Here is a 20,998-nt window from a genome sequence, read left to right on the forward strand (position 1 = left end):
ATGGATCGATAAGCCGGCGCACCATCGAGCCAACCGACCTCTGGAATCGTCATGCCCGAACAGACCGCCGTCCCGGACTCCCGGGGCCAGAACCTTTTCGATGTGGATCCCTATGCCGCGCCCATGGCGGCGTGCTATCTGCCCGCGGATCTCTATGCCCATCTGCTGCCGCATCTGCGCCGGCTGGGCGAACTGGCGGGCGGCCGGATGGACGAGCTGGCCATGACGGCCGACCACCATGCGCCCACCCTGTCGGTGCGCCATCGCAGTGGCGCGGACGAGTCGCGCCTGGAAAAACACCCCGCCTACGTGGAGCTGGAACGCCTGGCCTACAGCGAATTCGGCTTGGCGGCGCTGTCGCACCGCGCCGGGGTGCTGGGCTGGTCCCAACCCATGCCGGCGGCGGCCAAATATGCCTTGAGCCACCTGTTCGTGCAGGCCGAGTTCGGCCTGTGCTGCCCGGTGAGCATGACGGATTCGCTGGCGCGCACGCTGCGCCGCTATGGTGACCCCGCCCTCGTCGAGCAGGTCGTGCCGCAGGTCACCAGCCTGGACTTCGACACCCTGCGCCAGGGCGCCATGTTCATGACCGAACAGGGCGCGGGCTCGGACGTCAGCGCCACCGCGACCGAGGCGCACCTGGACGAAGACGGCACCTGGCGCTTGAGCGGCGACAAATGGTTCTGCTCCAATCCCGACGCGGGCTTTGCCATGGTGCTGGCCCGCAGCGAAAGCGATCCCGGCCTCAAGGGCGTGTCGCTGTTTCTGCTGCCGCGCGACCTGCCCGACGGCACGCACAATCACTATCGCATTCTGCGCTTGAAAGACAAGCTGGGCACGCGCTCGATGGCCAGCGGCGAAATCCGCCTGGAAGGCGCGCGCGCCTGGCTGGTGGGCGAACGCGGCCGCGGCTTCAAGCAGATGGCCGACATGATCAACAACTCGCGTCTGTCCAACGGCATGCGTGCGGCCGGCCTCATGCGCCGGGCCGTGAGCGAGGCCATGTTCGTGGCGCGCGAGCGCCAGGCCTTCGGCCGCTCGCTGGTGGATATGCCCCTGATGCGCCGCCAGCTCGCCAAGATGATGCTCTGGACCGAACAGGCCCGCAGCGTGATGTACCAGACCGCCCAGGCGCTGGCGCAGGCCGAAGCCGGCCAGGCCAGCCCGGCCCTGGCGCGTATCATGACGCCGCTCATCAAGTTCCGCGCCTGCCGCGATGCGCGCAAAGTCACCGGCGACGCCATGGAAGTGCGCGGTGGCTGCGGCTATATCGAAGAATGGGTCGAGCCGCGTTTGATGCGCGACGCCCATCTGGGTTCGATCTGGGAAGGCACGAGCAATATCGTGGCGCTGGATGTGCTGCGCGCCATCCGCCGCGAAGACGCCTTGCCCGCGCTGCGCGCCCATGTGGACGCCCTGCTGCAAGCCGGCCGCCCCTGCGACGCGGCCTTGGCCGAGCGCCAGCGCCAGGCGCTGGATGCGGCGTTCGCCTTGGCCGATCATGCGGCGCAGGGGCAGCGTGATGAGCTGGCCCGCCAGGCGGCCTCGGCGCTGTACCACGCGCTGTCGCTGGCCGCGCTGCGCTGGGAGGCCCGGCTGCCGGCGCTGGCCGGCCGCGCCCTGCTGGCCGATCAGGTGCTGCGTCATCGCCTGCTGCCGCGCGACCCTTGCGCCCCGGAAGAAAACGAAGATGCGCTGAATCAGCGCGTATTGCAGGCCCAGGCCTGACCCCCGCGCGGCGGCTCGATCCGCCGCGTGTCCATAACGACAGGAGACACTCCATGCCACGCATGACCCTACGCCGCCTGGGCGCGGCGCTCGCCCTGGGAGCCTGCCTGATCGGCGGCGCGCAGGCGGCCTACCCCGACCACCCCGTCACGCTCGTCGTCCCCTTCCCGCCGGGCGGCCCGACCGACGCCATGGCGCGCCGGTTGGCCGAAGGCCTGAAAGACCAGCTCGGCCAGACTGTCGTGGTGGAGAACCGCGGCGGCGCCGGCGGCAACATCGGCGCCGAGTATGTCGCGCGCGCCAAACCCGATGGCTACACGCTGTTGTTCGGCACGTCGGGCCCGCTGGCCATCAATGTCAGCCTGTACAAAAACCAGGGCTATGACCCGCGCACCAGTTTCACGCCCATCGTGCGCATCGGCCATCTGCCCAACATCCTGGTCGTGCATCCTTCGGTGCCCGCGCACAACGAGCAAGAGCTCATCGCGTATGCGCGCAGCCACCCCGAGCAACTGAGCTATGCGTCGTCGGGCAATGGCGCCTCCTCGCATCTGGCCGGCGTCCTCTTTAACAACATGGCGCAGACGCGCATCCTGCACGTGCCCTACAAAGGCACGGGCCCGGCGCTCAACGATCTGGTGGGCGGCCAGGTGTCCATGTCCTTCACCGACATCCTGACGGCCCTGCCCTTTGTGCAATCGGGCAAGCTGCGCCCCATCGGGCTGGCCAGCGCCGAACGCTCCGCCTCGCTGCCCGATCTGCCCACGTTGGCCGAACAAGGCCTGCCGGGCTACGACGTGAGCGTGTTCTTCGGCATCGTCGCGCCCAAGGGCACGCCGCCCGAGATCGTCGACAAGCTCAACAAGGCCTTCATCAATACGCTGGACTCGGCCGCCGTCAACGAAACGCTCACCCGGCAAGGCATCGTGCCCGCCAAAGAGCGCAGCCCCCAGGCCCTGCAGACCTTCATCAATGAAGAAGTGGACAAATGGGGCAAGGTCATCCACGAAGCCAATATTTCCATCGACTGACATGAACGCATCCGCTCTGCCCCAAGGCGCCCTGGCCGGCTGCCGAGTCATTGATCTGTCGCGCGTGCTGGGCGGCCCTTACTGCACCCAGATGCTGGCCGACCATGGCGCCGATGTCCTCAAGATCGAGCCGCCCGACGGCGACGAGACGCGCGGCTGGGGCCCGCCGTTTGCCGACGGCGTGGCGGGAGGCTCGGCCTCCTACTTCGCCGGCGTCAACCGCAACAAGCGCGGCATCACACTGAACCTGGCGCGGCCCGAAGGGCGTGCCTTTCTGCTCGGGCTGCTGGCCGACGCCGATGTCGTGGTGGAGAACTTCAAGCCCGGCACCATGGAAAAATGGGGCTTGGGCTATGAGCGCCTGAAGGCCGACTTCCCGCGCCTGATCCATTGCCGCGTCAGCGGCTTTGGCGGCGACGGCCCCCTGGGCGGCCTGCCGGGTTACGACGCCTGCGCGCAAGCCATGTGCGGCCTGATGAGTGTCAATGGCGAGCGCGACGGCCCGCCCACGCGCGTGGGCCTGCCCGTGGTGGACATGGTCACGGGCCTGAACGCCGCCTCGGCCATTCTGCTGGCGCTCTACGAACGCGAGCGCAGCGGCCTGGGCCAGTTTCTGGACATCACGCTGTATGACTGCGCCATCTCGCTGCTGCACCCGCATGCGGCCAATTACTTCTATGGCGGCCAGGTCCCCCAGCGCAGCGGCAATGCCCATCCCAACATCGCGCCCTACGAAACCTTCGCCACCGCAGCCGGCGAGATTTTCCTGGCCGTGGGCAACAACCGCCAGTTCGCGGGCCTGTGCGAGACCCTGGGCGCGCCCGAACTCGCCAGCGACCCACGCTTTGCCGATAACGCCGCACGCCTGACCCATCGCCCGGCGCTGCGCGAGGCCTTGAGCGGCCTGCTGCGTGCGCACCAGGCCGCCGAGCTGGCAGAACGCCTGCTCAAGCACGGGGTGCCGGCCGCGGCCGTGCAGGATGTCGCCGAAGTCCTCGATCATCCCCATACGCACCACCGGGGCATGGTGCTCGAAGACGCAAGCTATCGCGGCATCGCCAGCCCCATCAAACTGTCGCGCACCCCGGCCAGCCTGCGTCGCGCGCCGCCGGCCAAGGGCGAGGCCAACGCCGAGCTCGGCGTGCCCCCCGAAGCAGCCTGAACCCCGGGATCCGCCCCCCGATTTTCCGGGGCGGCGGCTCCCACTACAATCCGGGTTATGAACGCGAATACCCCGACCAATCTCCCCCCCGCCGCGGCGGATGCCGAGCCCCTGACGCCGGCCACCCAGGCCGCGCTGGAACCGGCCCAGCACGCGCCGGCCAGTCCTGGCGCCACGCACATCCGCAGCTTTGTGCATCGCCGCGGCCACATCACGCAACGCCAGCGCGATGCCCTCGATCAGTTGATGGACAAATGGGCCCTGCCCTATGCGGCGCGCCCGCTGGATCCGGCCGCCGCCTTCGGGCGCGAGGCGCCGACCATCCTGGAAATCGGTTTCGGCATGGGCGAGACCACCGAGAAGATCGCGCTGGCCCGTCCCGGCGACAACTTTCTGGGCGTGGAAGTCTTCAACGCCGGCGTGGGCTCCATGCTGCACCGGATCGAGACTTCCCAGATCCCCAATGTGCGCATCATCCAGCACGATGCCGTCGAAGTGGTGCGCGACATGATCGCCCCCGATTCGCTGGCCGGGGTGCATGTCTATTTTCCGGACCCCTGGCCCAAAAAACGCCATCACAAGCGCCGCCTGCTGCAGCCGCCTTTCGTGCATCTGCTGGCCAGCCGTATCCGCCCCGGCGGTTACCTGCACTGCGCCACCGATTGGCAGGACTACGCCGTGCAGATGCTGGAGGTTCTCAGCGGCGAGGCGCTGCTCGAGAACACCGCGCCTGACTACGCCGAGCGGCCCGATTACCGCCCGCAAACCAAGTTCGAGACCCGCGGCCTGCGTCTGGGCCATGGCGTCTGGGACCTGATCTTCAAGCGCAAGGCCTGAGTCCCTCAAGGAGAGTCCCCATGCTCTATCCCGCGATCGAGCCCTACCGCCATGGCATGCTGGACACCGGCGACGGCCACCAGGTGTATTGGGAGCTTTGCGGCAACCCGCAGGGCAAGCCCGCTGTCTTTCTGCATGGCGGCCCTGGCAGCGGCTGCTCGCCGGTGCATCGCCAGTTGTTCGACCCGCAGCGCTACAACGTGCTGCTGTTCGATCAGCGCGGCTGCGGGCGCTCCACGCCGCACGCCAGCCTGCAGAACAACACCACCTGGGATCTGGTGGCCGACATGGAGCGGCTGCGCCAGGAAGTCATGGGCGCCGAGCGCTGGCTGGTGTTCGGCGGCTCCTGGGGCTCGACCCTGGCCCTGGCCTACGCCGAAACGCACCCGGCGCACGTCAGCGAACTGGTCGTGCGCGGCATCTTCACGCTGCGCCGCGCCGAGCTCTTGTGGTTCTACCAGGAAGGCGCGTCCTGGCTCTTCCCGGACCGCTGGGAAGGCTACCTCGCGCCCATTCCCGAAGCGGAGCGCGGCGACATGATCGCGGCCTACCGCCAGCGCCTCACCGGCGCAGACACGGCCGAGCAATTGCGCGCCGCCAAGGCCTGGAGCCAATGGGAAGATCACACCATCACCCTGCTGCCCAGCCCGCGCCACCAGCAAAGCCATGCCGCCGATCGCGCGGCGCTGGCCTTCGCCCGCATCGAAAACCATTATTTCGTCCACGCCGGCTTCATGGAAGAAGGCGAGCTGCTGCGCGATGCGCACAAGCTGCACGGCATTCCCGGCACCATCGTGCAAGGACGCTACGATGTCTGCACCCCCGCGCGCACGGCCTGGGATCTGCACCGCGCCTGGCCGCAGGCGGACTTCCATCTCGTGCCCGATGCGGGTCACGCCTTCGACGAGCCCGGCATCCTGGCCCGTCTGATCGAGGCCACCAACCGATATGCCAGCAGCAAGGATTGATTGATATGCAGATCACGCTCAACGGCCAGGCGCGCGAGTTGCCGGCCGGCACCACCGTTCTCGGCCTGCTCGACACCCTCGGTTATACGGGCAAGCGCGTCGCGGTCGAGCGCAATGGCGACATCGTGCCCAAAAGCCAACACGCCGGCACCCCGCTGGCCGACGGCGACCAGGTGGAAATCGTCGTGGCCGTCGGCGGCGGCTGAGCCCGGCAGGCTAGCAAGCTGTTACAACCTCGTCATTTCGCCGACATGCCTGCTTGACCATAATCGGTCCTAGCGCCGGGGTCAGCCGACCCCGGCCCTCGTTGTCATCAACAACCGGAAAAGGGACAAGACCATGGGCCTGCTCAGTTTCATCAAGGATGTCGGCGAAAAACTCTTTGGCGCCAGCGAAGCCAAGGCCGCCACGGCGGAAGAACTGAAGAAAGAACTCGACAAGCATGGTTTGTCGGCCTCCAACCTCGACATCAGCGTCAATGGCGATACCGTCACGGTCAGCGGCGAAGCCGCCTCGACCGAAGAGGCCGAAAAAATCGCGCTCGCCCTGGGCAATACCGTGGGCGTGGCCAAGGTGGACAACCAGCTCACGGCCAAGCAGGCCGCCCCCGAAGCCAAGATGTACACCGTGCAAAAGGGCGACACGCTGTGGAAGATCGCCGAAGCGCAATATGGCAAAGGCAAGGGCGGCCAGTACAACGTCATCTTCGAGGCCAACAAGCCCATGCTCAGCGACCCGGACAAGATCTATCCGGGGCAGGTGCTGCGCATCCCCCCGCTGTCGTAAACCGCATTCAGATCGGGCCGGCCGACCCCGCAGCGTTGGCTGGCCTGTGCCGGCGCGGGCTATCCCGTCAGTGCCGGCGGATTCGGCCAAACGCGATGTTTGGCCGTTTTTTATGCGCCGCGCGGGCCGCGCGCGGCGCCGGCGCGATCAACGGCCAAAGCCGCCGAAGCGCCCCATGCCCTTCAGGCCGCCCATGGCGCGCATCATCTTGGCCATGCCGCCTTTTTTCATCTGCTTCATCATGCCCTGCATCTGCTCGAACTGATTGAGCAGGCGGTTGACTTCCTGCACCGGCACGCCAGCGCCGGCGGCGATGCGGCGTTTGCGCGACGCCTTGATGAGCTCGGGCTTGGCGCGCTCGCCAGCCGTCATCGAGTTCAGGATGCCTTCGGTGCGGCGCAATTGCTTTTCGGCCTGGCCGCCCTGCAACTGGCCCGCGGCCTGTTGAAACTGCGACGGCAGCTTCTCCAGCAGGGAGTTCATGTCGCCCAGTTTCTTGACCTGGCCCAGTTGCTCGCGGAAATCGTTCAGGTCGAACTTATCGCCCGACTTGATCTTCTTGGCGAGCTTCTCGGCCTCGGCGATATCGATGTTCTTCTGCGCCTGCTCGACCAGCGACACGATGTCGCCCATGCCCAGCACGCGTTGCGCCATCCGCTCGGGATGGAAAGCCTGCAGGCCGTCGAGTTTTTCGGAGACCCCGACGAACTTCAAGGGCTTGCCGGTGATGTGCCGCACCGACAGCGCCGCGCCGCCGCGCGCATCGCCATCGAGCTTGGTCAGCACCACGCCGGTCAGGGGCAAGGCATCGGCAAAGGCGCGCGCGGTGTTGACCGCATCCTGGCCCTGCATGGCGTCGACGACGAACAGCGTTTCCACCGGCTTGACCAGCGCGTGCAGCGCGGCGATCTCGCGCATCATGGCTTCGTCGATGCCCAGGCGGCCGGCCGTATCGACGATCAGCACGTCATAGTGATGGCGGCGGGCATGCTCGACCGCGTTGCGGGCGATGTCTTCGGGCTTCTGGCTCGGATCCGACGGCAGGAAATCCACCCCCACCTGGGCGGCCACGCTCTTGAGCTGGTCGATGGCCGCGGGACGATAGACGTCGGCCGACACCACCAGGACCTTTTTCTTGCCGGTCTTGCGCCCGCCCTGGGTGTGTTCGCCCTCGGACAGCCAGCGAGCCAGCTTGCCGGTCGTGGTCGTCTTGCCCGCGCCCTGCAGGCCGGCCATGAGGATGACGGCCGGCGGCTGCACGGCCAGCGACAGCTCGCCGCTGCCCGGCCCCAGATCGCCGCCCATGAGGGAGGTCAGTTCTTTGTGCACCACCCCGACCAGGGCCTGACCCGGCGTCAGGCTGGAGGAGACCTCCTCGCCCAGGGCCCTCTCTTTGACGCGGGCGACGAAGTCGCGCACCACGGGCAGGGCCACGTCGGCTTCCAGCAGCGCCATGCGCACTTCGCGCAGCATCTCCTGGGTGTTGGCCTCGGTCAGGCGGGCTTCGCCGCGCAGCGTCTTGACGACGCGCGACAGGCGTTGAGTAAGGTTATCGAGCATGAGAGGCGTTTCCGCTTAAACTAATTGATTGAACGGGACCGCGCTGGCCGCAAAGGCCGGCAGCGGGCGATGTCAGCGGGTGACATTTGCCCTGCTCCCACCCAGACAACGGTTTTTATGTCATCAGGCATTGTATTTCACGCCGTGGCCGCACTGGTCTACGCCGTGCTTGGCGCCTCGATGTGGCGCCGCCTGCAGCAGGCCGGCAGCGTCGAGCAGACCGGCAAAATCGCCCGGATCTGCCTGCTCGGCGCCTTGGTCGTGCATGGATACGCCCTGCGCGAGGCCATGTTGGGGACAGATCATATCTTCATCGGTTGGGCCCTGGCCCTGTCGGCGGCCATGTGGCTGGGTCTGATCATGTTCTGGATAGAGAGCCTGTTCATCCGCATCGACGGCGTGCAATTGCTGCTATTGCCCGCCGCCACGCTGGCGACCCTGCTGGCCGCCCTCTTTCCGCAGGGAGTGGCCGTGCCGCATGCGGGCACCCCCTGGTTGCGCATACACCTTATCATCGCTTTGGCCGCCTATGGCCTGATCACCATCGCGGCGCTGCACGCCATGCTCATGGCGCTGCTGGATCGCCACCTGCACCGCCCGCTCGATGCGCCCGCCGCGCGCAGCATCATCGGCCGGGTGCTGGACGCCCAGCCGCCGCTGCTGGTGCAAGAGCAACTGCTGTTTCGCATCATCTTCATCGGTTTTCTGGTGCTCAGCGCGGCGGTGGCCACCGGTTCGGTAGCATCCATCCTGCTGACCGGCCGCATCCTGCCCTTTGACCACAAAACCATCTTTACCCTGCTGTCCTGGCTGACCTTCGGCGGCCTGCTGGTGGGCCGCCAGGCGCGCGGCTGGCGCGGCCGGGTGGCGCTGCGCTGGACGGTGGCGGGCTTTTGCTTTCTGATCCTCGCCTATACCGGCAGCCGGTTCGTGCTGGAAATGATTCTGCATCGGAGTTGACGCTGGTGGGCAAGATAATTTTCTGGTTCTTCGCCATCCTGGTCGTGCTGACCGTCTGGCGCATGCTCAACGCGCGCAACGGCCGCAGCCCGCGCGCCGGCGCCGCGCCGCGCCGCCCGGGCGGGCCGCCCGCGGCCAAGGCCGCCGAGCCCATGGTGCGCTGCACACACTGCGGCATCCATGTGCCTCGCTCCGAGGCCGTGCTGCAAAACGGCCAGACCTGGTGCAGCCTCGAACACGCCCGGCTGGGGCCGCCGCGATAGGCAAGCTGCGGTCGGGCCTGCATAATGCGGCTTGACCCTGAACTGCCTTGCGCCATGTCTTTGCAACTGGATCGCCACGGCTGGCTGCGTCCCGCCGCCGCCGTCACGCGACTGCCCTCGCCCAATGTCGACGCCCGCCCGCCCCACACGCAGGTCTGCCTGCTGGTGGTGCACAACATCACCCTGCCGCCCGGCGAATTCGGCGGGCCTTATGTCGCCGACCTCTTCCTGAACCGCCTCGACCTGGACACCCACCCCTGGTTCGCCCGGCTGGCCGGGCTGCGCGTGAGCGCGCATTTCTTCATCCGCCGCGACGGCAGCATCGTGCAGTTCGCCTCCGTGTATGACCGCGCCTGGCATGCCGGCGTCTCGCGCTTTGAAGGCCGCGAGCGTTGCAATGATTTCTCGGTGGGGGTCGAGCTCGAGGGCACCGACCATCGGCCCTACACCGATGCACAGTACGCCACCCTGAGCGAGCTGGCCCAGCGCCTGCGCGCGCGGCTGCCCTTGCGCGCGGCCTGGGGCCATGAAGACATCGCCCCTGGACGCAAAACCGATCCGGGTCCCGCTTTCGATTGGCCGCGCTTTGCGCGCGGCGCAGGCTTTCCGCGGCGCGCCCTGCCGCCGCGCTAACTCCAAGGACAGACCATGCTGAAGATCTGGGGACGGCTAAGCTCCGTCAACGTACAGAAAGTCGTCTGGGCCGTGCGCGAACTGGCGCTGCCCCACACCCTGACCGAAGCCGGCGGGGCCTTCGGCGGCCTGGATACCCCGGAGTACGGCCGCATGAACCCCAACCGGCGCGTGCCGGTCATCGACGACGGCGGCTTCGTGCTGTGGGAGTCCAACGCCATCGTGCGCTACCTGGCCGCGCGCTATGGCGCGGGCTCGCTATGGCCCGCCGACCCGTGCGTGCGCGCCGACGCCGACCGCTGGATGGATTGGCAAACTACCGAATGGCAGCCGGCTCAAGGCCCGGCCTTTCTGGGGCTGATCCGCACCCCCGAAGACAAGCGTGACGCCAGCGCCATCGCGCTGTCCGTCAAGCGGGCGACGGCTTGCGCACTGCTGCTGGATCAGGCGCTGCAAGGCCGCGACTTCATCGCCGGCCCGCAATTCACCATGGGTGACATCCCCCTGGGTTGCGCCACGCACCGCTGGTTCGGCTTGCCCATCGAGCGGCCCGACACGCCCCATCTGGCGGCCTGGTACCGCCGCCTGATGATGCGCCCGGCCGTCCAGGGCGTGCTGACGCTGCCCCTGAGCTAAGCACCTGGGGCGGCAGGCCGCCTGCCGCCCGCCTACATCCCCAGATAGGCTTGCCGCACCTCATCGGAGGCGGCCAGCGCCTCGGCCCCGCCTTCCAGGGCGATGCGCCCGCTTTGCATGACATAGGCGCGGGTGGCCACCTCCAGCGCCTGGTTCATGTTCTGCTCGACCAGCAGCACCGACAGACCATCATCGCGGTTCAGCGCGGCCAGCGCGTCGAAAACCTGCTCCACCAGCAAGGGCGACAGGCCCAGGCTGGGCTCGTCGATCAGCAACAGACGCGGCCCGCTCATGAGCGCGCGCCCGATGGCCAGCATCTGGCGCTCGCCGCCGGACATCGTGCCAGCCAGTTGTTCCTCGCGCTCCTTCAGGCGCGGAAACAGCCGATAGACCCGCTCCAGCCGCTCGGCGAACACGGCCGCGTCGCGCACGGTGTAGGCGCCCAGGCGCAGGTTCTGCGCCACCGACTGGCGCGCGAACACCCGCGCGCCTTCCGGAATGAGGGCAATCCCCTGAGCCACCAGATGCTGCGGCGGCGTGCCGGTGATCTCGCGCCCCTCGAACCGCACCCGGCCGCTCTTGGGCCGCACCGCGCCCACGATGGCCATCAAAGTGCTGGACTTGCCCGCGCCGTTGGCGCCCAGCAGCGCCGTGATCTCGCCGGCCCTCACTTGCAAGGACACATCCCGCACCGCCTGCACGCCGCCATAGGCCACGCTCAGGTTCTCCACTTCGAGCATCATCTCAGACACGATGCTTTCTCCCCAGATAGGCTTCGATCACGGCGGGATGGCGCACGATCTCCTGCGGCGGGCCTTCGGCAATCATCTGCCCGAAATTCAGCACCAGCACGCGCTGCGCCAGCCGCATCACCACCTCGAGCACATGCTCGACGATGATGAGCGTCACGCCCGCAGCATGTATGCCGCGCAGGATCTCCGCCAGCGCAATGGCTTCGGAAGGGTTGAGCCCGCCGGCCACCTCATCGAGCAGCAGCATGCGCGGCTCGGTGGCCAGCGCACGCGCCAGCTCGACCCGCTTCTGCCCGGCGACGTTCAGCCCCGCGGCCTTGACATCATGCCGGTCGGCCAGGCCCACGAGCTCCAGCACCCGCATGGCTTCGCGGCGCGCATCGGCCAGCCGCGGATGCCGCAGCAAAGCCCCCACCATGGCGTTTTCCAGCACCGTCATCTGGCCGAAACTGCGCGGGATCTGGTACGTGCGCACCAGCCCCAGCGCGGCGACCTGCTCGGGCTGCTTGCCGGCCAGCGACTCGCCATTGAAAACCACCGTGCCCGAGGTCGGCTCATGGTGGCCCACCAGCCCATTGAACAGCGTGCTCTTGCCCGCGCCATTGGGGCCGATGATGGCGACGATCTCGCCTTCCTCGACCGACAGCGAAATATCCTTGTTGGCGACCAGACCGCCAAAGCGCTTGGTCAGGTCCTTGACTTCAAGTAGTGCCACGACGCCTCCTCAGGGTCACCAGGCCACCCGGCAGAAAGAGCGTGACCAGCAAAATGGCCAGGCCGAAGATCAGCAGATCCAGCCCCAGGCCCGAACTGCCCCAGGCCACCCGCGTGCCTTCGGACAAGGGCAAGAGCAGCGCCGCGCCCAGCCAGGGCCCCACCAGCGTGCCCACGCCGCCCAGAATGGTGACCAGCACCACCTGCACCGACATGGTCAGGCTGAACATGGACTCCGGATCGATGAAGCCCACGTACATGGCAAAGAAGCCGCCCCACACGCCGGTCATGCCCGCCGACATCACGAAGGCCAGCATTTTGTAGCGGTCCGCCGGCACGCCCAGGCTGCGCGCGGCGGCCTCGTCGCCATTGATTGCGCGCCAGTAAAAACCCGTGCGCGAATGCACCAGCAGATAGGTGCACAGAAAGGTCAGGAAAGCCAGGCCCACCGCGATCCAGTAGTAAGGCACTTTGGTGCGAAACAGCAGCATCCAGGGCGCATCGGCAATCGGCGCTTCCAGGCCCACCGCGCCGCCGGCCCACTCCCAGTTCACCATCAGCAGCAATCCGATCTGCAGCAAGGCGATCGTGGCCATCGCGAAGTAATGGCCCGACAAGCGCAAGGTGGGGCCGCCCACCAGCCAGGCCAGCGCGGCGCTGATTACCCCGCCCAGCGGGATGCCCAACAAGGGCGTGAGCTTCAGGTGCTGCAAGAGCAACAGCGTGGTGTAGGCGCCCACGCCCACGAACACGCCATGCCCGAAAGAAATGCGCCCCAAAAAGCCGCCCACCAGATTCCAGCACGCGCCCAGCGCGCCGAACATAATGGCCAGCAGCAGCACCTGCAAGGTGAAGGCATCGCGCACCACCAGCGGCACCAGCGCCAGCAGCAGCGCCACCACCAGGGCGAGCGCCATGGGCCATTTGGGCAGGCCGGCCTCGCCGGGCGCCAGAGTGTGTTTGTCTGTTTGCGTCATCTGCATCTCACCACCGCCCGAACAGCCCGCGCGGGCGATACCACAGCACCAGGATGAAGAGGATGAACACGCTCACCGTCTTGAGCGCCGGCGCCACGAAATAGCCCGTCATCGCCTCGATCAGGCCGATCAGAATCCCGGCGATAAAGGCCCCCGGCAACGAGCCGAAGCCGCCCATGCACACCGCCACGAAGGCCAGCAGGCCGAACACCGTCCCCACCGACGGAAACACATAAAAGAACGTCGTCAACAGCGCGCCGGCCAGACCCACGGCCGCGCTGCCCAGCATCCACACCTGGGCGTTGACGCGGTCGGGAGAAATCCCCACCAAGGCAGCAACCTGACGATCCTCGGCCACCGCCTGCAAGGCATGGCCCCAGCGCGTGCGATACACCAGAAAAAACAGCGCCACCACCATGGCCAGCGCCACCAGCCCGGTGACGACCTGCGGGCGTCCCAGCGAGACCCCGCCCAGCGTCACGCTGCCCGAAATCAGCGTATCCGGCAGGCTGCGATAGTCCGGCGAGAAGGCGATGAAAGCCAGTTGGCGCAGCACCAGGCCCAGCCCGAAGGTGGCCAGAATCACCGCCATCGCCGGGCCCTTCTGCAAGCGCTTGATGATGAGGGCGTAGGTCAGAAAACCCACAAAAGCCAGCAGGATGGCCACCAGCGGCGCCGAGAATGTCGGATCCAGGTGGCCCAGCGTGAACATCCAATAGGCCGCATACATCCCCAGCATCAGAAACTCGCCATGGGCGAAATTGATGACGTCGGTAATGCCCCATATCAAGGCCAGGCCCACGGCAACGGCTGCATAGATCAGCCCGTTGAACAGGCCCGCCGAAAGCGCTTCAAACATATCGAACTCCCCGAGGCGGCCCCGCGCGGCCGCCTCCGTCACGCAAGAGGTTTATTTCCAGCTAAAGGGCAGCGTGGGCAGATTCTTGTCGGTGCGATACTTCTCGGGCCAGACCGTCTGATAGCTGCTGCCCTTGAGCTCGAGAATGAGGCCGGCGCCCTTGGTGTTCTGCCCCTTGTCGTCGAACTTCACGCCCGCCCAGGGCATGGCCACTTGCGACTCGCCCAGGTCGGTGGCGATCAATGCCTTGCGGATCGCTTCCGGATCGGTCGAACCCGCCCGGTTGATGGCATCGGCCAGCACCAGCACGCCCTGCATGGAGCGCGCGTTGTTACCGTTTAGCTCCTTGCCGGTCTTGGCCTTGTACATATCGTTGATCTTCTTCAGCCCCGCCTTGGCCGCGGCCACGTCGCTGCCCCAGACATCGCGCGACAGGACGCCCTGCACCTGCGGGCCGACTTCCTGCACAAAGCGAGAATCGATAAAGCCCGCGTCATTGGCCAGGAAAACGGGCGGCGCGTACTTGCTCTCGCGCATGGTGCGCACGAACAGCATCGCGTCGGAGGTGTAGCTGGCGAAGATCGCCACATCCGGCTTGGCGGCGGCCAGCTTCTGCACTTCGGCCGTCACCGAGGCCGAGCCCGCGCTATAGGCAATATTGGCCACCAATTGGCGGTTGTACTGCTTGGCGAACTTCTCCACCGCCTTGTACGTGTTCACGCCAAAGTCGGTGTTCTCGTACACCACGGCGATCTTGGCCGTGGGCACGGCCTTGATGCCATCGAGAAACTGCATCATGTTCTCGACGAAGGTGTCGTCATTGGGCGAGGTCCGGAAGAACCACTTGTAGCCGCGCTCGGTAAGATCCGGGCTGCTGGATTCGCCGTTGACATATGGGATGCCGCGCTGCTCGGCAATGCGGCTGGCCGTCTTGGTCACGGCCGACTGATAGGCGCCGGTCAAGGCCACGACTTTTTCCTGATCCAGCAGCCGCTGCGCATCGGCCATGCCCACCTCGGGCTTGCCTTGCGAGTCGCCGAAAATCACTTCCAGCTTGGCGCCGCCCAGCCCGGGCAGGCCGCTGCCGGCGGCCAGGGGGATCCCTTCGAGCTCCGGATGCGGATTGTTGATGATATCGACGGCCAGCTCGACGGCGGCCTTGATTTCCGCGCCGGTGGACGCCAGCGCCCCGCTCAGCGGGTAAATGGCGCCGATGCGCACCGTCTTGTCCTGCGCCTGCGCGCCAAAAGCCGCGCATGCCAGCGCCAGGGCCGCGGCTGCACCCGCGTAGCGTTTCATCTTCATCACTCGACTCCTGAAAAATACTTCTGTGTAGAAAGCAGATCGGGAGCGCCACGCCGGAAAGCGGCGTGGCACCTGGCCACGGGAATCCCGTGGCATGAAGCCTTGTCGCCTCTCGTCCTTTGAAGGATCGTTGGTTTAAGCAAAGCGGATGCAAGCGCCGGCCATCCGGCCGGCGCGGGTCAAAGAATGGCCACGCGGCTGTTGAGCCAATCGGTCACCAGCATATGGCCCGGCGCGTGCGTGATGCAGAACTCCGGCTTGACGGCCGCCACCACGGACTGTGGCGTCACCCCGCAAGCCCAGAACACCGGCACCTCGCCCGCGCGTATCTCGACGGCATCACCATAGTCGGGTCGATTGATGTCGGCAATCCCGATAAGCGAGGGGTCGCCAAAATGCACCGGCGCCCCATGCACCGACGGAAAACGCGAGGTCACCTGGATGGCGCGGATGGCATCGGCGGCCTTCATCGGCCGCATGGACACCACCAGCGGCCCGCCAAAGACACCGGCCTGATGCGTGGGCACATTGGTGCGGTACATGGGCACGTTGCAGCCCTGCTCGATGTGGCGCACCGGCAGGCCGTTGTCCAGCATCGCCTCTTCAAACGAGAACGAACACCCGATCGCGAACGTCACCAGATCATCGCGCCAGACATCGCGCACATCGGTGGGCTCGGCCACCAGCTCGCCGTCCTTCCAGACGCGATAGCGCGCCACGTCGGTGCGGATATCGATGTCTTCGCCCAGCAGCGGCAAGCTGGGATCGCCCGGCTCGGACATGGCCAGCAGCGGGCAGGGCTTGGGATTCATCTGGCAGAAGTGCAGAAAATCCGCGGCCAGCGCACGCGGCAGAATGGCCAGATTGGCCTGCACATGGCCGGGCGCGACATTGGCCGTCGGGCCGGTATGGATGCCATTGCGCGCATCCAGGCGCGCCTGATAGGCAAGCTTGGCGGACGATGCCATGACGATTTCCCTTGTGATGTTATTGGGCTTAGTGGGCGCATTGCACCTCAAGCCATCACAAGCGTCTAATCACATCTTGCGATACGGGCCGATCAGGTTTTCTTATCAGGGTGAAACCCTTAAGGGAAAACACTAGCGCGCAGCCGCCGCGCTGGCCCGCCGCTCGCTATCGGCGTGCGCGATCTCCTGCGCCATGCGGGCCACCACCTCGGGCACATGGCCGTCCGGCCCGCGCATCCAGCTCGCCGTGTAATGCAAAGGCGGCAGGTCCGGCGCCTTGACCTGCAGCATGCGCAGCTCGCCCTGGTTGAGCTCTTCGCGCAGAAAAATCGGCGCGATCACCGCCGTGCCGATGCCGTCCATGGCCATGCGCACGATCACACTCAGCGCCGAACTGCCGTACATGCGCGGCGCCTGCACGCCCGCCTCCTGCAGCGCCTGCCGCACCGCGCGGTGCGGCTCGGTCGTCGCGCTATACGTAATGAACGGCCATTGCGCCAGATGCTTGAGCGCCACCGGCTGGCGCCCGACTTTCAGTTTGGGGCTGGCCAACCACGACAAGGGGTAGTCGCACAGAAACAGATTCTCGGCTCGTTCATCGCGCAGCGGGCCCAGCAGAAAGGCCAGATCGATCTGGTGCGACGTCAGCTGCGTCTCCAGCGCGGTGGTCGTGTCGACCTGGATCTCCACCATGAGCGCCGGATACACATCATGCAGCCGCTCCATGAAGCGCGGCAGCCAGGTATGCACCAAGGTCTCGGACACCCCCAAGCGCAGCGTGCCGCTCATCACATTCTTGGCCACCGCGGCGGCCTGCATATCGTGGCGCATCTGCAGCATGCGTTCGGCGTGCGAGAGCAGCTCCTGGCCCTTGGCCGTGAGGCGGATGCCGCGTGTGTCGCGCTCGAACAAGCGCACCTTGAGGTCGGCCTCCAGGCTGGCGATGCGTTGCGAAATGGCCGGCTGCGTGGCGTTGAGTTTCTCGGCCGCCGCCCGAAAGCCGCCCAGCGTGGCCACCCAGAAAAACGTCTCGATATTGCGCAGATCTATCATCGCGGCGGCTATCCGATCCGGAAACCCGCATTCTAGAACGCCGCGCCCGCTCTGGCCGCATCGGCACCCCCAAAAACGCAACGGACCCCATAGGGTCCGTTGCGTGGCATGCGCCGGGCGGCTGACGCGGCCTACACCTTCAGCAAGAGGGCATTCAAGCGCTTGACGAAAGCCGCCGGGTCGGCGATCTGCGCGCCTTCGGCCAGCAACGCCTGATCCAGCAGCAATTGCGCCCAGGCCGGGAAATCGGCTTCGGGCACGTCGCGGATGCGGGCGATGAGGGCGTGCTCCGGATTGATCTCCAGCACCGGCTTGACCTCGGGGGCCTCCTGCCCGGCCGCCTTGAGCATGCGCAGCAGATGCGGGCTAAGATCATTCTGGCCCACCACCACGCATGCCGGCGAATCCACCAGGCGCAGCGTCACACGCACTTCCTTGACCTGCTCGCCCAACGCCGCCTGCAGGCGCTCGACCAGCGGCTTGAAGGACTCGGCCACCTCGGTTTGCTTTTTCTTTTCTTCCTCGTCGGCCAGATCGGCCAGATCCAGGCCGCCCTTGGCCACCGACACCAGCGACTTGCCGTCGAACTCGCGCAGGTGCGAGAGCATCCACTCGTCCACCCGATCCCACAACAGCAGCACCTCGATGCCCTTTTTGCGGAAAATCTCCAGATGCGGGCTGTTGCTGGCCGCCGAGAAACTGTCGGCCGTCACGTAATAAATCTTGTCCTGGCCGTCTTTCAGGCGGCCCAGATAATCGGCCAGCGACACCGTCTGCGCCGCATCGCCCGACTGCGTCGACGCAAAACGCAGCAGCTTGGCGATGCGTTCCTGGTTGGACGGATCTTCGCCCACGCCTTCCTTGAGCACCTGGCCGAACTCGTTCCAGAAGGCCGCGTAATCGTCCTTGCGGTTCTCGGCCAGATCTTCCAGCAACGACAGAATGCGCTTGGCCGAGCCCTCGCGGATGGCGCGCACATCGCGGCTTTCCTGCAGAATCTCGCGCGACACGTTCAGCGGCAGATCCGCCGAATCGATCACCCCGCGCACAAAGCGCAGATAGGCCGGCAGCAATTGCTCGGCGTCGTCCATGATGAACACGCGCTTGACGTAGAGCTTGACCCCGCGGCGCGCATCGCGGTCCCACAGATCGAACGGCGCCTGGCGCGGCACATAGAGCAACTGCGTGTACTCGCTGCGGCCCTCGACGCGGTTGTGCGTCCAGGCCAGCGGATCCTCGAAATCATGCGACACGGTCTTGTAGAACTCGCGATACTGCTCGTCGCTGATCTCGCCCTTGCTGCGCGTCCACAGCGCATTGGCCTGGTTGACCGTCTCCCACTCGTCGCGCACGACCTGCTCGCCCTTGTCGGCGTCCCATTCCTCTTTCTTCATCTGGATGGGCAGCGAAATATGGTCGGAATAGCGGCGCAGAATCTCGCGCAGCTTCCAGCCATTGAGAAACTCGTCTTCGTCGGCGCGCAAATGCAGCACCACATCCGTGCCGCGGCCGGCCTTCTCGGCCGGCGCAATCGAAAACTCGCCCTGGCCGTCCGACTCCCAGCGGATCGCCGCATCAGCGCCGGCGCGGCGGCTCAACACGCTGACCTTGTCGGCCACGATGAAAGACGAATAAAAGCCCACGCCAAACTGGCCGATAAGCTGCGCGTCCTTCTGCTTGTCGCCCGTCAGTTGCGAGAAAAACTCCCGCGTGCCCGAGCGCGCGATCGTGCCCAGATTGGCGATGGCCTCCTCGCGCGACAGGCCGATGCCGTTGTCGGAGATGGTGATCGTGCGGGCGTCCTTGTCGTAACTCACCCGGATGGCCAGCTCGCCGTCGCCGGCCAGCAGATCCGGCTGGTCGATGGCCTCAAAGCGCAGCTTGTCGCAGGCATCCGACGCGTTGGAGACCAACTCGCGCAGAAAGATCTCCTTGTTGCTATACAAGGAATGGATCATCAGGTGCAGCAACTGCTTGACCTCGGCCTGGAATCCCAGGGTTTCGGACGTGGCGTTTTGAGTCATGGTGGTGATCGTTGGCTAAATGGATAGTGAAAAGGCGGTCTCCCGCCAGGCCCTCTGGACATGGGGGTGGCTCGGACAATTTCAAGAGTCTAGCGCCTGCCCCGCAGGCCTCGCCCGCGGGCCTCCTACCCGGAAATCGGTAAAATCCCGCACTTTCGTCGCCCACCTACCGCTCTTTTGACCATGAGCTCCGCTCCCCTCTCCGCATCCCAGCCCGCCTCGGCCGCCGGCGACCTCGTCTACGGCCCCAACGACCGCCCCTCCACGCCCGTCACCTTTATCGCCGCCCTGCAGCATCTGCTGGCCATCCTGGTGCCCATCGTCACCCCCGGCCTGCTCATCTGCCAGGCCCTGGGCGTGCCAAGCCGCGACACCACCCTCATCGTCTCGATGTCGCTGGTCATCTCCGGCATCGCCACCTACGTCCAGTGCCGCCGCTTCGGCCCCTTTGGCGCCGGCCTGCTCATCGTGCAGGGCACGAGCTTTAACTTCGTCGGCCCCCTGATCGCCGGCGGCAGCCTCATGGTCAAGCAAGGCACGCCGGTCGAAGCCGTCATGGCCGCCATCTTCGGCGTCGTCATCGCCGGCTCCTTCGTCGAAATGGGCATCTCCCGCATCCTGCCCTTCGTCAAACGCCTCATCACCCCCCTGGTCACCGGCATCGTCGTGCTGCTCATCGGCCTGACCCTCATCAAAGTCGGCCTCATCAGCATGGGCGGCGGCTTTGCCGCCATGCAGAACGGCACCTTCGCCAACAGCGACAACCTCCTGCTCTCCGGCCTGGTGCTGGGCACCATCATCGTGCTCAACCGCGTGCCCGTCACCTGGGTGCGCAGCGCCGCCCTGGTCATCGCCCTGGCCATCGGCTACCTGGCCGCCGCCTACCTCGGCCGCCTGGACCTGAGCAGCGCCCGCGACGCCGCCCTCTTCCAGGTGCCCGTGCCCCTGCACTTCGGTCTGTCCTTCTCCTGGCCGCTCTTCGTGCCCATGCTCATCATCTACCTGGTCACCTCGCTGGAAGCCATCGGCGACATCACCGCCACCAGCCAGGTCTCGCGCCAGCCCGTGCAGGGCCCGCAATGGATGCAGCGCATCAAAGGCGGCGTACTGGTCAACGGCGCCAACTCCCTGCTGGCCGGCGTCTTCAACACCTTCCCCAGCTCCGTCTTCGCCCAGAACAACGGCGTCATCCAGCTCACCGGCATCGCCAGCCGCCGCGTCGGCATCTGGATTGCCGCCATGCTCATCATCCTGGGCCTGTTCCCCAGCGTGGCCGGCATCCTCCAGGCCGTGCCCGAACCCGTCCTGGGCGGCGCCGCCATGGTCATGTTCGGCGCCGTGGCCGCCTCCGGCATCAACATCCTGGCCGGCATCCGCCTGGACCGCCGCGCCCTGCTCATCATCGCCGTCTCCCTGGCGCTGGGCCTGGGCGTCTCGCAAGTGCCCGAGTTCCTCGCCCACATGCCCCACGCCCTCAAAAGCGTCCTCGAATCCGGCGTGGCCACCGGCGGCATCTGCGCCCTGCTGATGAACTGGTTCCTCCCCGAACCCCGCCAGGACTGACCCGCCCGCCAGCGGGCGCGCGGCCCACCCCGCCGCCCCGCTGGCAAACTCGCCAGGATCACGTATAATGGCGGACTTTCTTGCCAGCCTGACCTGATTCAACAGGGCAGCGCATCCCCCGCCCGGGTGGTGAAATTGGTAGACGCAGGGGACTCAAAATCCCCCGCCGCAAGGCGTGCCGGTTCGATTCCGGCCCCGGGCACCACTTAAAAATCCCTA

Annotated in this window: 21 protein-coding genes and 1 tRNA gene; 13 read left to right on the forward strand and 9 right to left on the reverse strand. The window is 66.4% G+C overall.

Translation table 11 applies throughout. The features are described from left to right. The first annotated feature begins 51 nt into the window (after nt 1-51). The 7 genes from CAL22_RS18765 to lysM all read left to right on the forward strand — a co-directional run bounded on the left by CAL22_RS18765 (nt 52) and on the right by lysM (nt 6,512). Complete coding sequence (locus tag CAL22_RS18765) at nt 52-1,728, forward strand: acyl-CoA dehydrogenase family protein (protein WP_094815744.1); 1,677 nt, start codon at nt 52-54, stop codon at nt 1,726-1,728. 53 nt (nt 1,729-1,781) lie between these two features. Beyond that, nucleotides 1,782-2,759: a Bug family tripartite tricarboxylate transporter substrate binding protein gene (locus CAL22_RS18770; protein WP_432264314.1), complete on the forward strand. Its 978-nt coding sequence runs from the start codon at nt 1,782-1,784 to the stop codon at nt 2,757-2,759. A gap of 1 nt (nt 2,760) precedes the next feature. Next, nucleotides 2,761-3,921, forward strand: coding sequence for a CaiB/BaiF CoA transferase family protein (locus CAL22_RS18775; RefSeq protein ID WP_094815748.1), 1,161 nt, complete (start codon nt 2,761-2,763; stop codon nt 3,919-3,921). Nucleotides 3,922-3,978: 57 nt separating this feature from the next. After that, entirely contained in the window at nt 3,979-4,758 is a 780-nt protein-coding gene (gene trmB / locus CAL22_RS18780; protein WP_094815750.1) for a tRNA (guanosine(46)-N7)-methyltransferase TrmB, read from the forward strand. A 20-nt stretch (nt 4,759-4,778) separates the two neighbouring features. Continuing rightward, a complete protein-coding gene (gene pip, locus CAL22_RS18785; RefSeq protein ID WP_094815752.1) occupies nt 4,779-5,726 on the forward strand; it encodes a prolyl aminopeptidase in 948 nt (315 codons plus the stop codon). Nucleotides 5,727-5,731: 5 nt separating this feature from the next. Continuing rightward, nucleotides 5,732-5,932 (forward strand): sulfur carrier protein ThiS, encoded by a 201-nt coding sequence (gene thiS, locus CAL22_RS18790; RefSeq protein ID WP_094815754.1) that lies wholly within the window; start codon nt 5,732-5,734, stop codon nt 5,930-5,932. Between the two features lie 133 nt (nt 5,933-6,065). After that, on the forward strand, nt 6,066-6,512 hold the full coding sequence (lysM, locus tag CAL22_RS18795) for a peptidoglycan-binding protein LysM (RefSeq protein WP_094815756.1): 447 nt from the start codon (nt 6,066-6,068) through the stop codon (nt 6,510-6,512). 147 nt (nt 6,513-6,659) lie between these two features. Here the strand turns inward: lysM and ffh are convergent, their stop codons facing one another. Next, entirely contained in the window at nt 6,660-8,072 is a 1,413-nt protein-coding gene (gene ffh, locus CAL22_RS18800; protein WP_094815758.1) for a signal recognition particle protein, read from the reverse strand. A 117-nt stretch (nt 8,073-8,189) separates the two neighbouring features. Here ffh and CAL22_RS18805 point away from each other — a divergent pair, with 117 nt between their 5' ends. From CAL22_RS18805 to CAL22_RS18820, 4 genes are read left to right on the forward strand one after another with little or no spacing between them, the layout of a single operon-like run. Then, complete coding sequence (locus CAL22_RS18805) at nt 8,190-9,032, forward strand: cytochrome C assembly family protein (protein ID WP_094815760.1); 843 nt, start codon at nt 8,190-8,192, stop codon at nt 9,030-9,032. Nucleotides 9,033-9,037: 5 nt separating this feature from the next. Next, on the forward strand, nt 9,038-9,295 hold the full coding sequence (locus tag CAL22_RS21240; protein ID WP_208622029.1) for a PP0621 family protein: 258 nt from the start codon (nt 9,038-9,040) through the stop codon (nt 9,293-9,295). Between the two features lie 54 nt (nt 9,296-9,349). Further along, nucleotides 9,350-9,928 (forward strand): 1,6-anhydro-N-acetylmuramyl-L-alanine amidase AmpD, encoded by a 579-nt coding sequence (gene ampD / locus CAL22_RS18815; RefSeq protein WP_208622030.1) that lies wholly within the window; start codon nt 9,350-9,352, stop codon nt 9,926-9,928. A 15-nt stretch (nt 9,929-9,943) separates the two neighbouring features. Next, entirely contained in the window at nt 9,944-10,564 is a 621-nt protein-coding gene (locus tag CAL22_RS18820; protein WP_094815764.1) for a glutathione S-transferase family protein, read from the forward strand. A gap of 32 nt (nt 10,565-10,596) precedes the next feature. Here the strand turns inward: CAL22_RS18820 and CAL22_RS18825 are convergent, their stop codons facing one another. From CAL22_RS18825 to htpG, 8 genes are all read right to left on the reverse strand, one after another. Next, on the reverse strand, nt 10,597-11,304 hold the full coding sequence (locus tag CAL22_RS18825; protein WP_094816798.1) for an ABC transporter ATP-binding protein: 708 nt from the start codon (nt 11,302-11,304) through the stop codon (nt 10,597-10,599). A gap of 4 nt (nt 11,305-11,308) precedes the next feature. Continuing rightward, nucleotides 11,309-12,031 carry an ABC transporter ATP-binding protein gene (locus tag CAL22_RS18830; RefSeq protein WP_094815766.1) on the reverse strand — a complete coding sequence of 241 codons (723 nt, stop codon included), beginning with the start codon at nt 12,029-12,031 and terminating at the stop codon, nt 11,309-11,311. Continuing rightward, nucleotides 12,018-13,007, reverse strand: coding sequence for a branched-chain amino acid ABC transporter permease (locus tag CAL22_RS18835; protein ID WP_094816799.1), 990 nt, complete (start codon nt 13,005-13,007; stop codon nt 12,018-12,020). Before CAL22_RS18835 ends, CAL22_RS18830 begins: the two co-directional genes overlap by 14 nt. A gap of 7 nt (nt 13,008-13,014) precedes the next feature. Next, nucleotides 13,015-13,866 carry a branched-chain amino acid ABC transporter permease gene (locus CAL22_RS18840; RefSeq protein ID WP_094816800.1) on the reverse strand — a complete coding sequence of 284 codons (852 nt, stop codon included), beginning with the start codon at nt 13,864-13,866 and terminating at the stop codon, nt 13,015-13,017. 51 nt (nt 13,867-13,917) lie between these two features. Further along, nucleotides 13,918-15,171 (reverse strand): ABC transporter substrate-binding protein, encoded by a 1,254-nt coding sequence (locus CAL22_RS18845; RefSeq protein WP_094815768.1) that lies wholly within the window; start codon nt 15,169-15,171, stop codon nt 13,918-13,920. 179 nt (nt 15,172-15,350) lie between these two features. Further along, on the reverse strand, nt 15,351-16,139 hold the full coding sequence (locus CAL22_RS18850; RefSeq protein ID WP_094815769.1) for a putative hydro-lyase: 789 nt from the start codon (nt 16,137-16,139) through the stop codon (nt 15,351-15,353). 132 nt (nt 16,140-16,271) lie between these two features. After that, nucleotides 16,272-17,192, reverse strand: a complete 921-nt coding sequence (locus CAL22_RS18855) for a LysR family transcriptional regulator (RefSeq protein WP_094815771.1) — start codon at nt 17,190-17,192, stop codon at nt 16,272-16,274. Nucleotides 17,193-17,323: 131 nt separating this feature from the next. Further along, on the reverse strand, nt 17,324-19,216 hold the full coding sequence (htpG, locus tag CAL22_RS18860; RefSeq protein ID WP_094815773.1) for a molecular chaperone HtpG: 1,893 nt from the start codon (nt 19,214-19,216) through the stop codon (nt 17,324-17,326). A 183-nt stretch (nt 19,217-19,399) separates the two neighbouring features. On the opposite strand from htpG, the gene CAL22_RS18865 reads away from it, so the two are divergent. Together CAL22_RS18865 and CAL22_RS18870 are read left to right on the forward strand one after the other, a co-directional pair. Continuing rightward, on the forward strand, nt 19,400-20,779 hold the full coding sequence (locus CAL22_RS18865) for a uracil-xanthine permease family protein (protein WP_094815775.1): 1,380 nt from the start codon (nt 19,400-19,402) through the stop codon (nt 20,777-20,779). A gap of 120 nt (nt 20,780-20,899) precedes the next feature. Then, nucleotides 20,900-20,984, forward strand: a tRNA-Leu gene (locus CAL22_RS18870). Nucleotides 20,985-20,998 lie beyond the last annotated feature (14 nt).

The organism is Bordetella genomosp. 12, from assembly GCF_002261355.1.
Taxonomy (GTDB): domain Bacteria; phylum Pseudomonadota; class Gammaproteobacteria; order Burkholderiales; family Burkholderiaceae_B; genus Bordetella.

Coding starts and splice junctions, on each gene's coding strand:
- lysM (WP_094815756.1), top strand. CDS start 6,066: ATGGGCCTGCTCAGTTTCATCAAGGATGTCGGCGAAAAACTCTTTGGC.
- CAL22_RS18820 (WP_094815764.1), top strand. CDS start 9,944: ATGCTGAAGATCTGGGGACGGCTAAGCTCCGTCAACGTACAGAAAGTC.
- ampD (WP_208622030.1), top strand. CDS start 9,350: ATGTCTTTGCAACTGGATCGCCACGGCTGGCTGCGTCCCGCCGCCGCC.
- CAL22_RS18850 (WP_094815769.1), bottom strand. CDS start 16,139: ATGGCATCGTCCGCCAAGCTTGCCTATCAGGCGCGCCTGGATGCGCGC.
- pip (WP_094815752.1), top strand. CDS start 4,779: ATGCTCTATCCCGCGATCGAGCCCTACCGCCATGGCATGCTGGACACC.
- htpG (WP_094815773.1), bottom strand. CDS start 19,216: ATGACTCAAAACGCCACGTCCGAAACCCTGGGATTCCAGGCCGAGGTC.
- CAL22_RS18865 (WP_094815775.1), top strand. CDS start 19,400: ATGAGCTCCGCTCCCCTCTCCGCATCCCAGCCCGCCTCGGCCGCCGGC.
- thiS (WP_094815754.1), top strand. CDS start 5,732: ATGCAGATCACGCTCAACGGCCAGGCGCGCGAGTTGCCGGCCGGCACC.
- CAL22_RS18835 (WP_094816799.1), bottom strand. CDS start 13,007: ATGACGCAAACAGACAAACACACTCTGGCGCCCGGCGAGGCCGGCCTG.
- CAL22_RS18765 (WP_094815744.1), top strand. CDS start 52: ATGCCCGAACAGACCGCCGTCCCGGACTCCCGGGGCCAGAACCTTTTC.
- CAL22_RS18825 (WP_094816798.1), bottom strand. CDS start 11,304: ATGCTCGAAGTGGAGAACCTGAGCGTGGCCTATGGCGGCGTGCAGGCG.
- CAL22_RS18840 (WP_094816800.1), bottom strand. CDS start 13,866: ATGTTTGAAGCGCTTTCGGCGGGCCTGTTCAACGGGCTGATCTATGCA.
- CAL22_RS18770 (WP_432264314.1), top strand. CDS start 1,782: ATGCCACGCATGACCCTACGCCGCCTGGGCGCGGCGCTCGCCCTGGGA.
- CAL22_RS18805 (WP_094815760.1), top strand. CDS start 8,190: ATGTCATCAGGCATTGTATTTCACGCCGTGGCCGCACTGGTCTACGCC.
- trmB (WP_094815750.1), top strand. CDS start 3,979: ATGAACGCGAATACCCCGACCAATCTCCCCCCCGCCGCGGCGGATGCC.
- CAL22_RS18775 (WP_094815748.1), top strand. CDS start 2,761: ATGAACGCATCCGCTCTGCCCCAAGGCGCCCTGGCCGGCTGCCGAGTC.
- CAL22_RS18855 (WP_094815771.1), bottom strand. CDS start 17,192: ATGATAGATCTGCGCAATATCGAGACGTTTTTCTGGGTGGCCACGCTG.
- CAL22_RS18845 (WP_094815768.1), bottom strand. CDS start 15,171: ATGAAGATGAAACGCTACGCGGGTGCAGCCGCGGCCCTGGCGCTGGCA.
- ffh (WP_094815758.1), bottom strand. CDS start 8,072: ATGCTCGATAACCTTACTCAACGCCTGTCGCGCGTCGTCAAGACGCTG.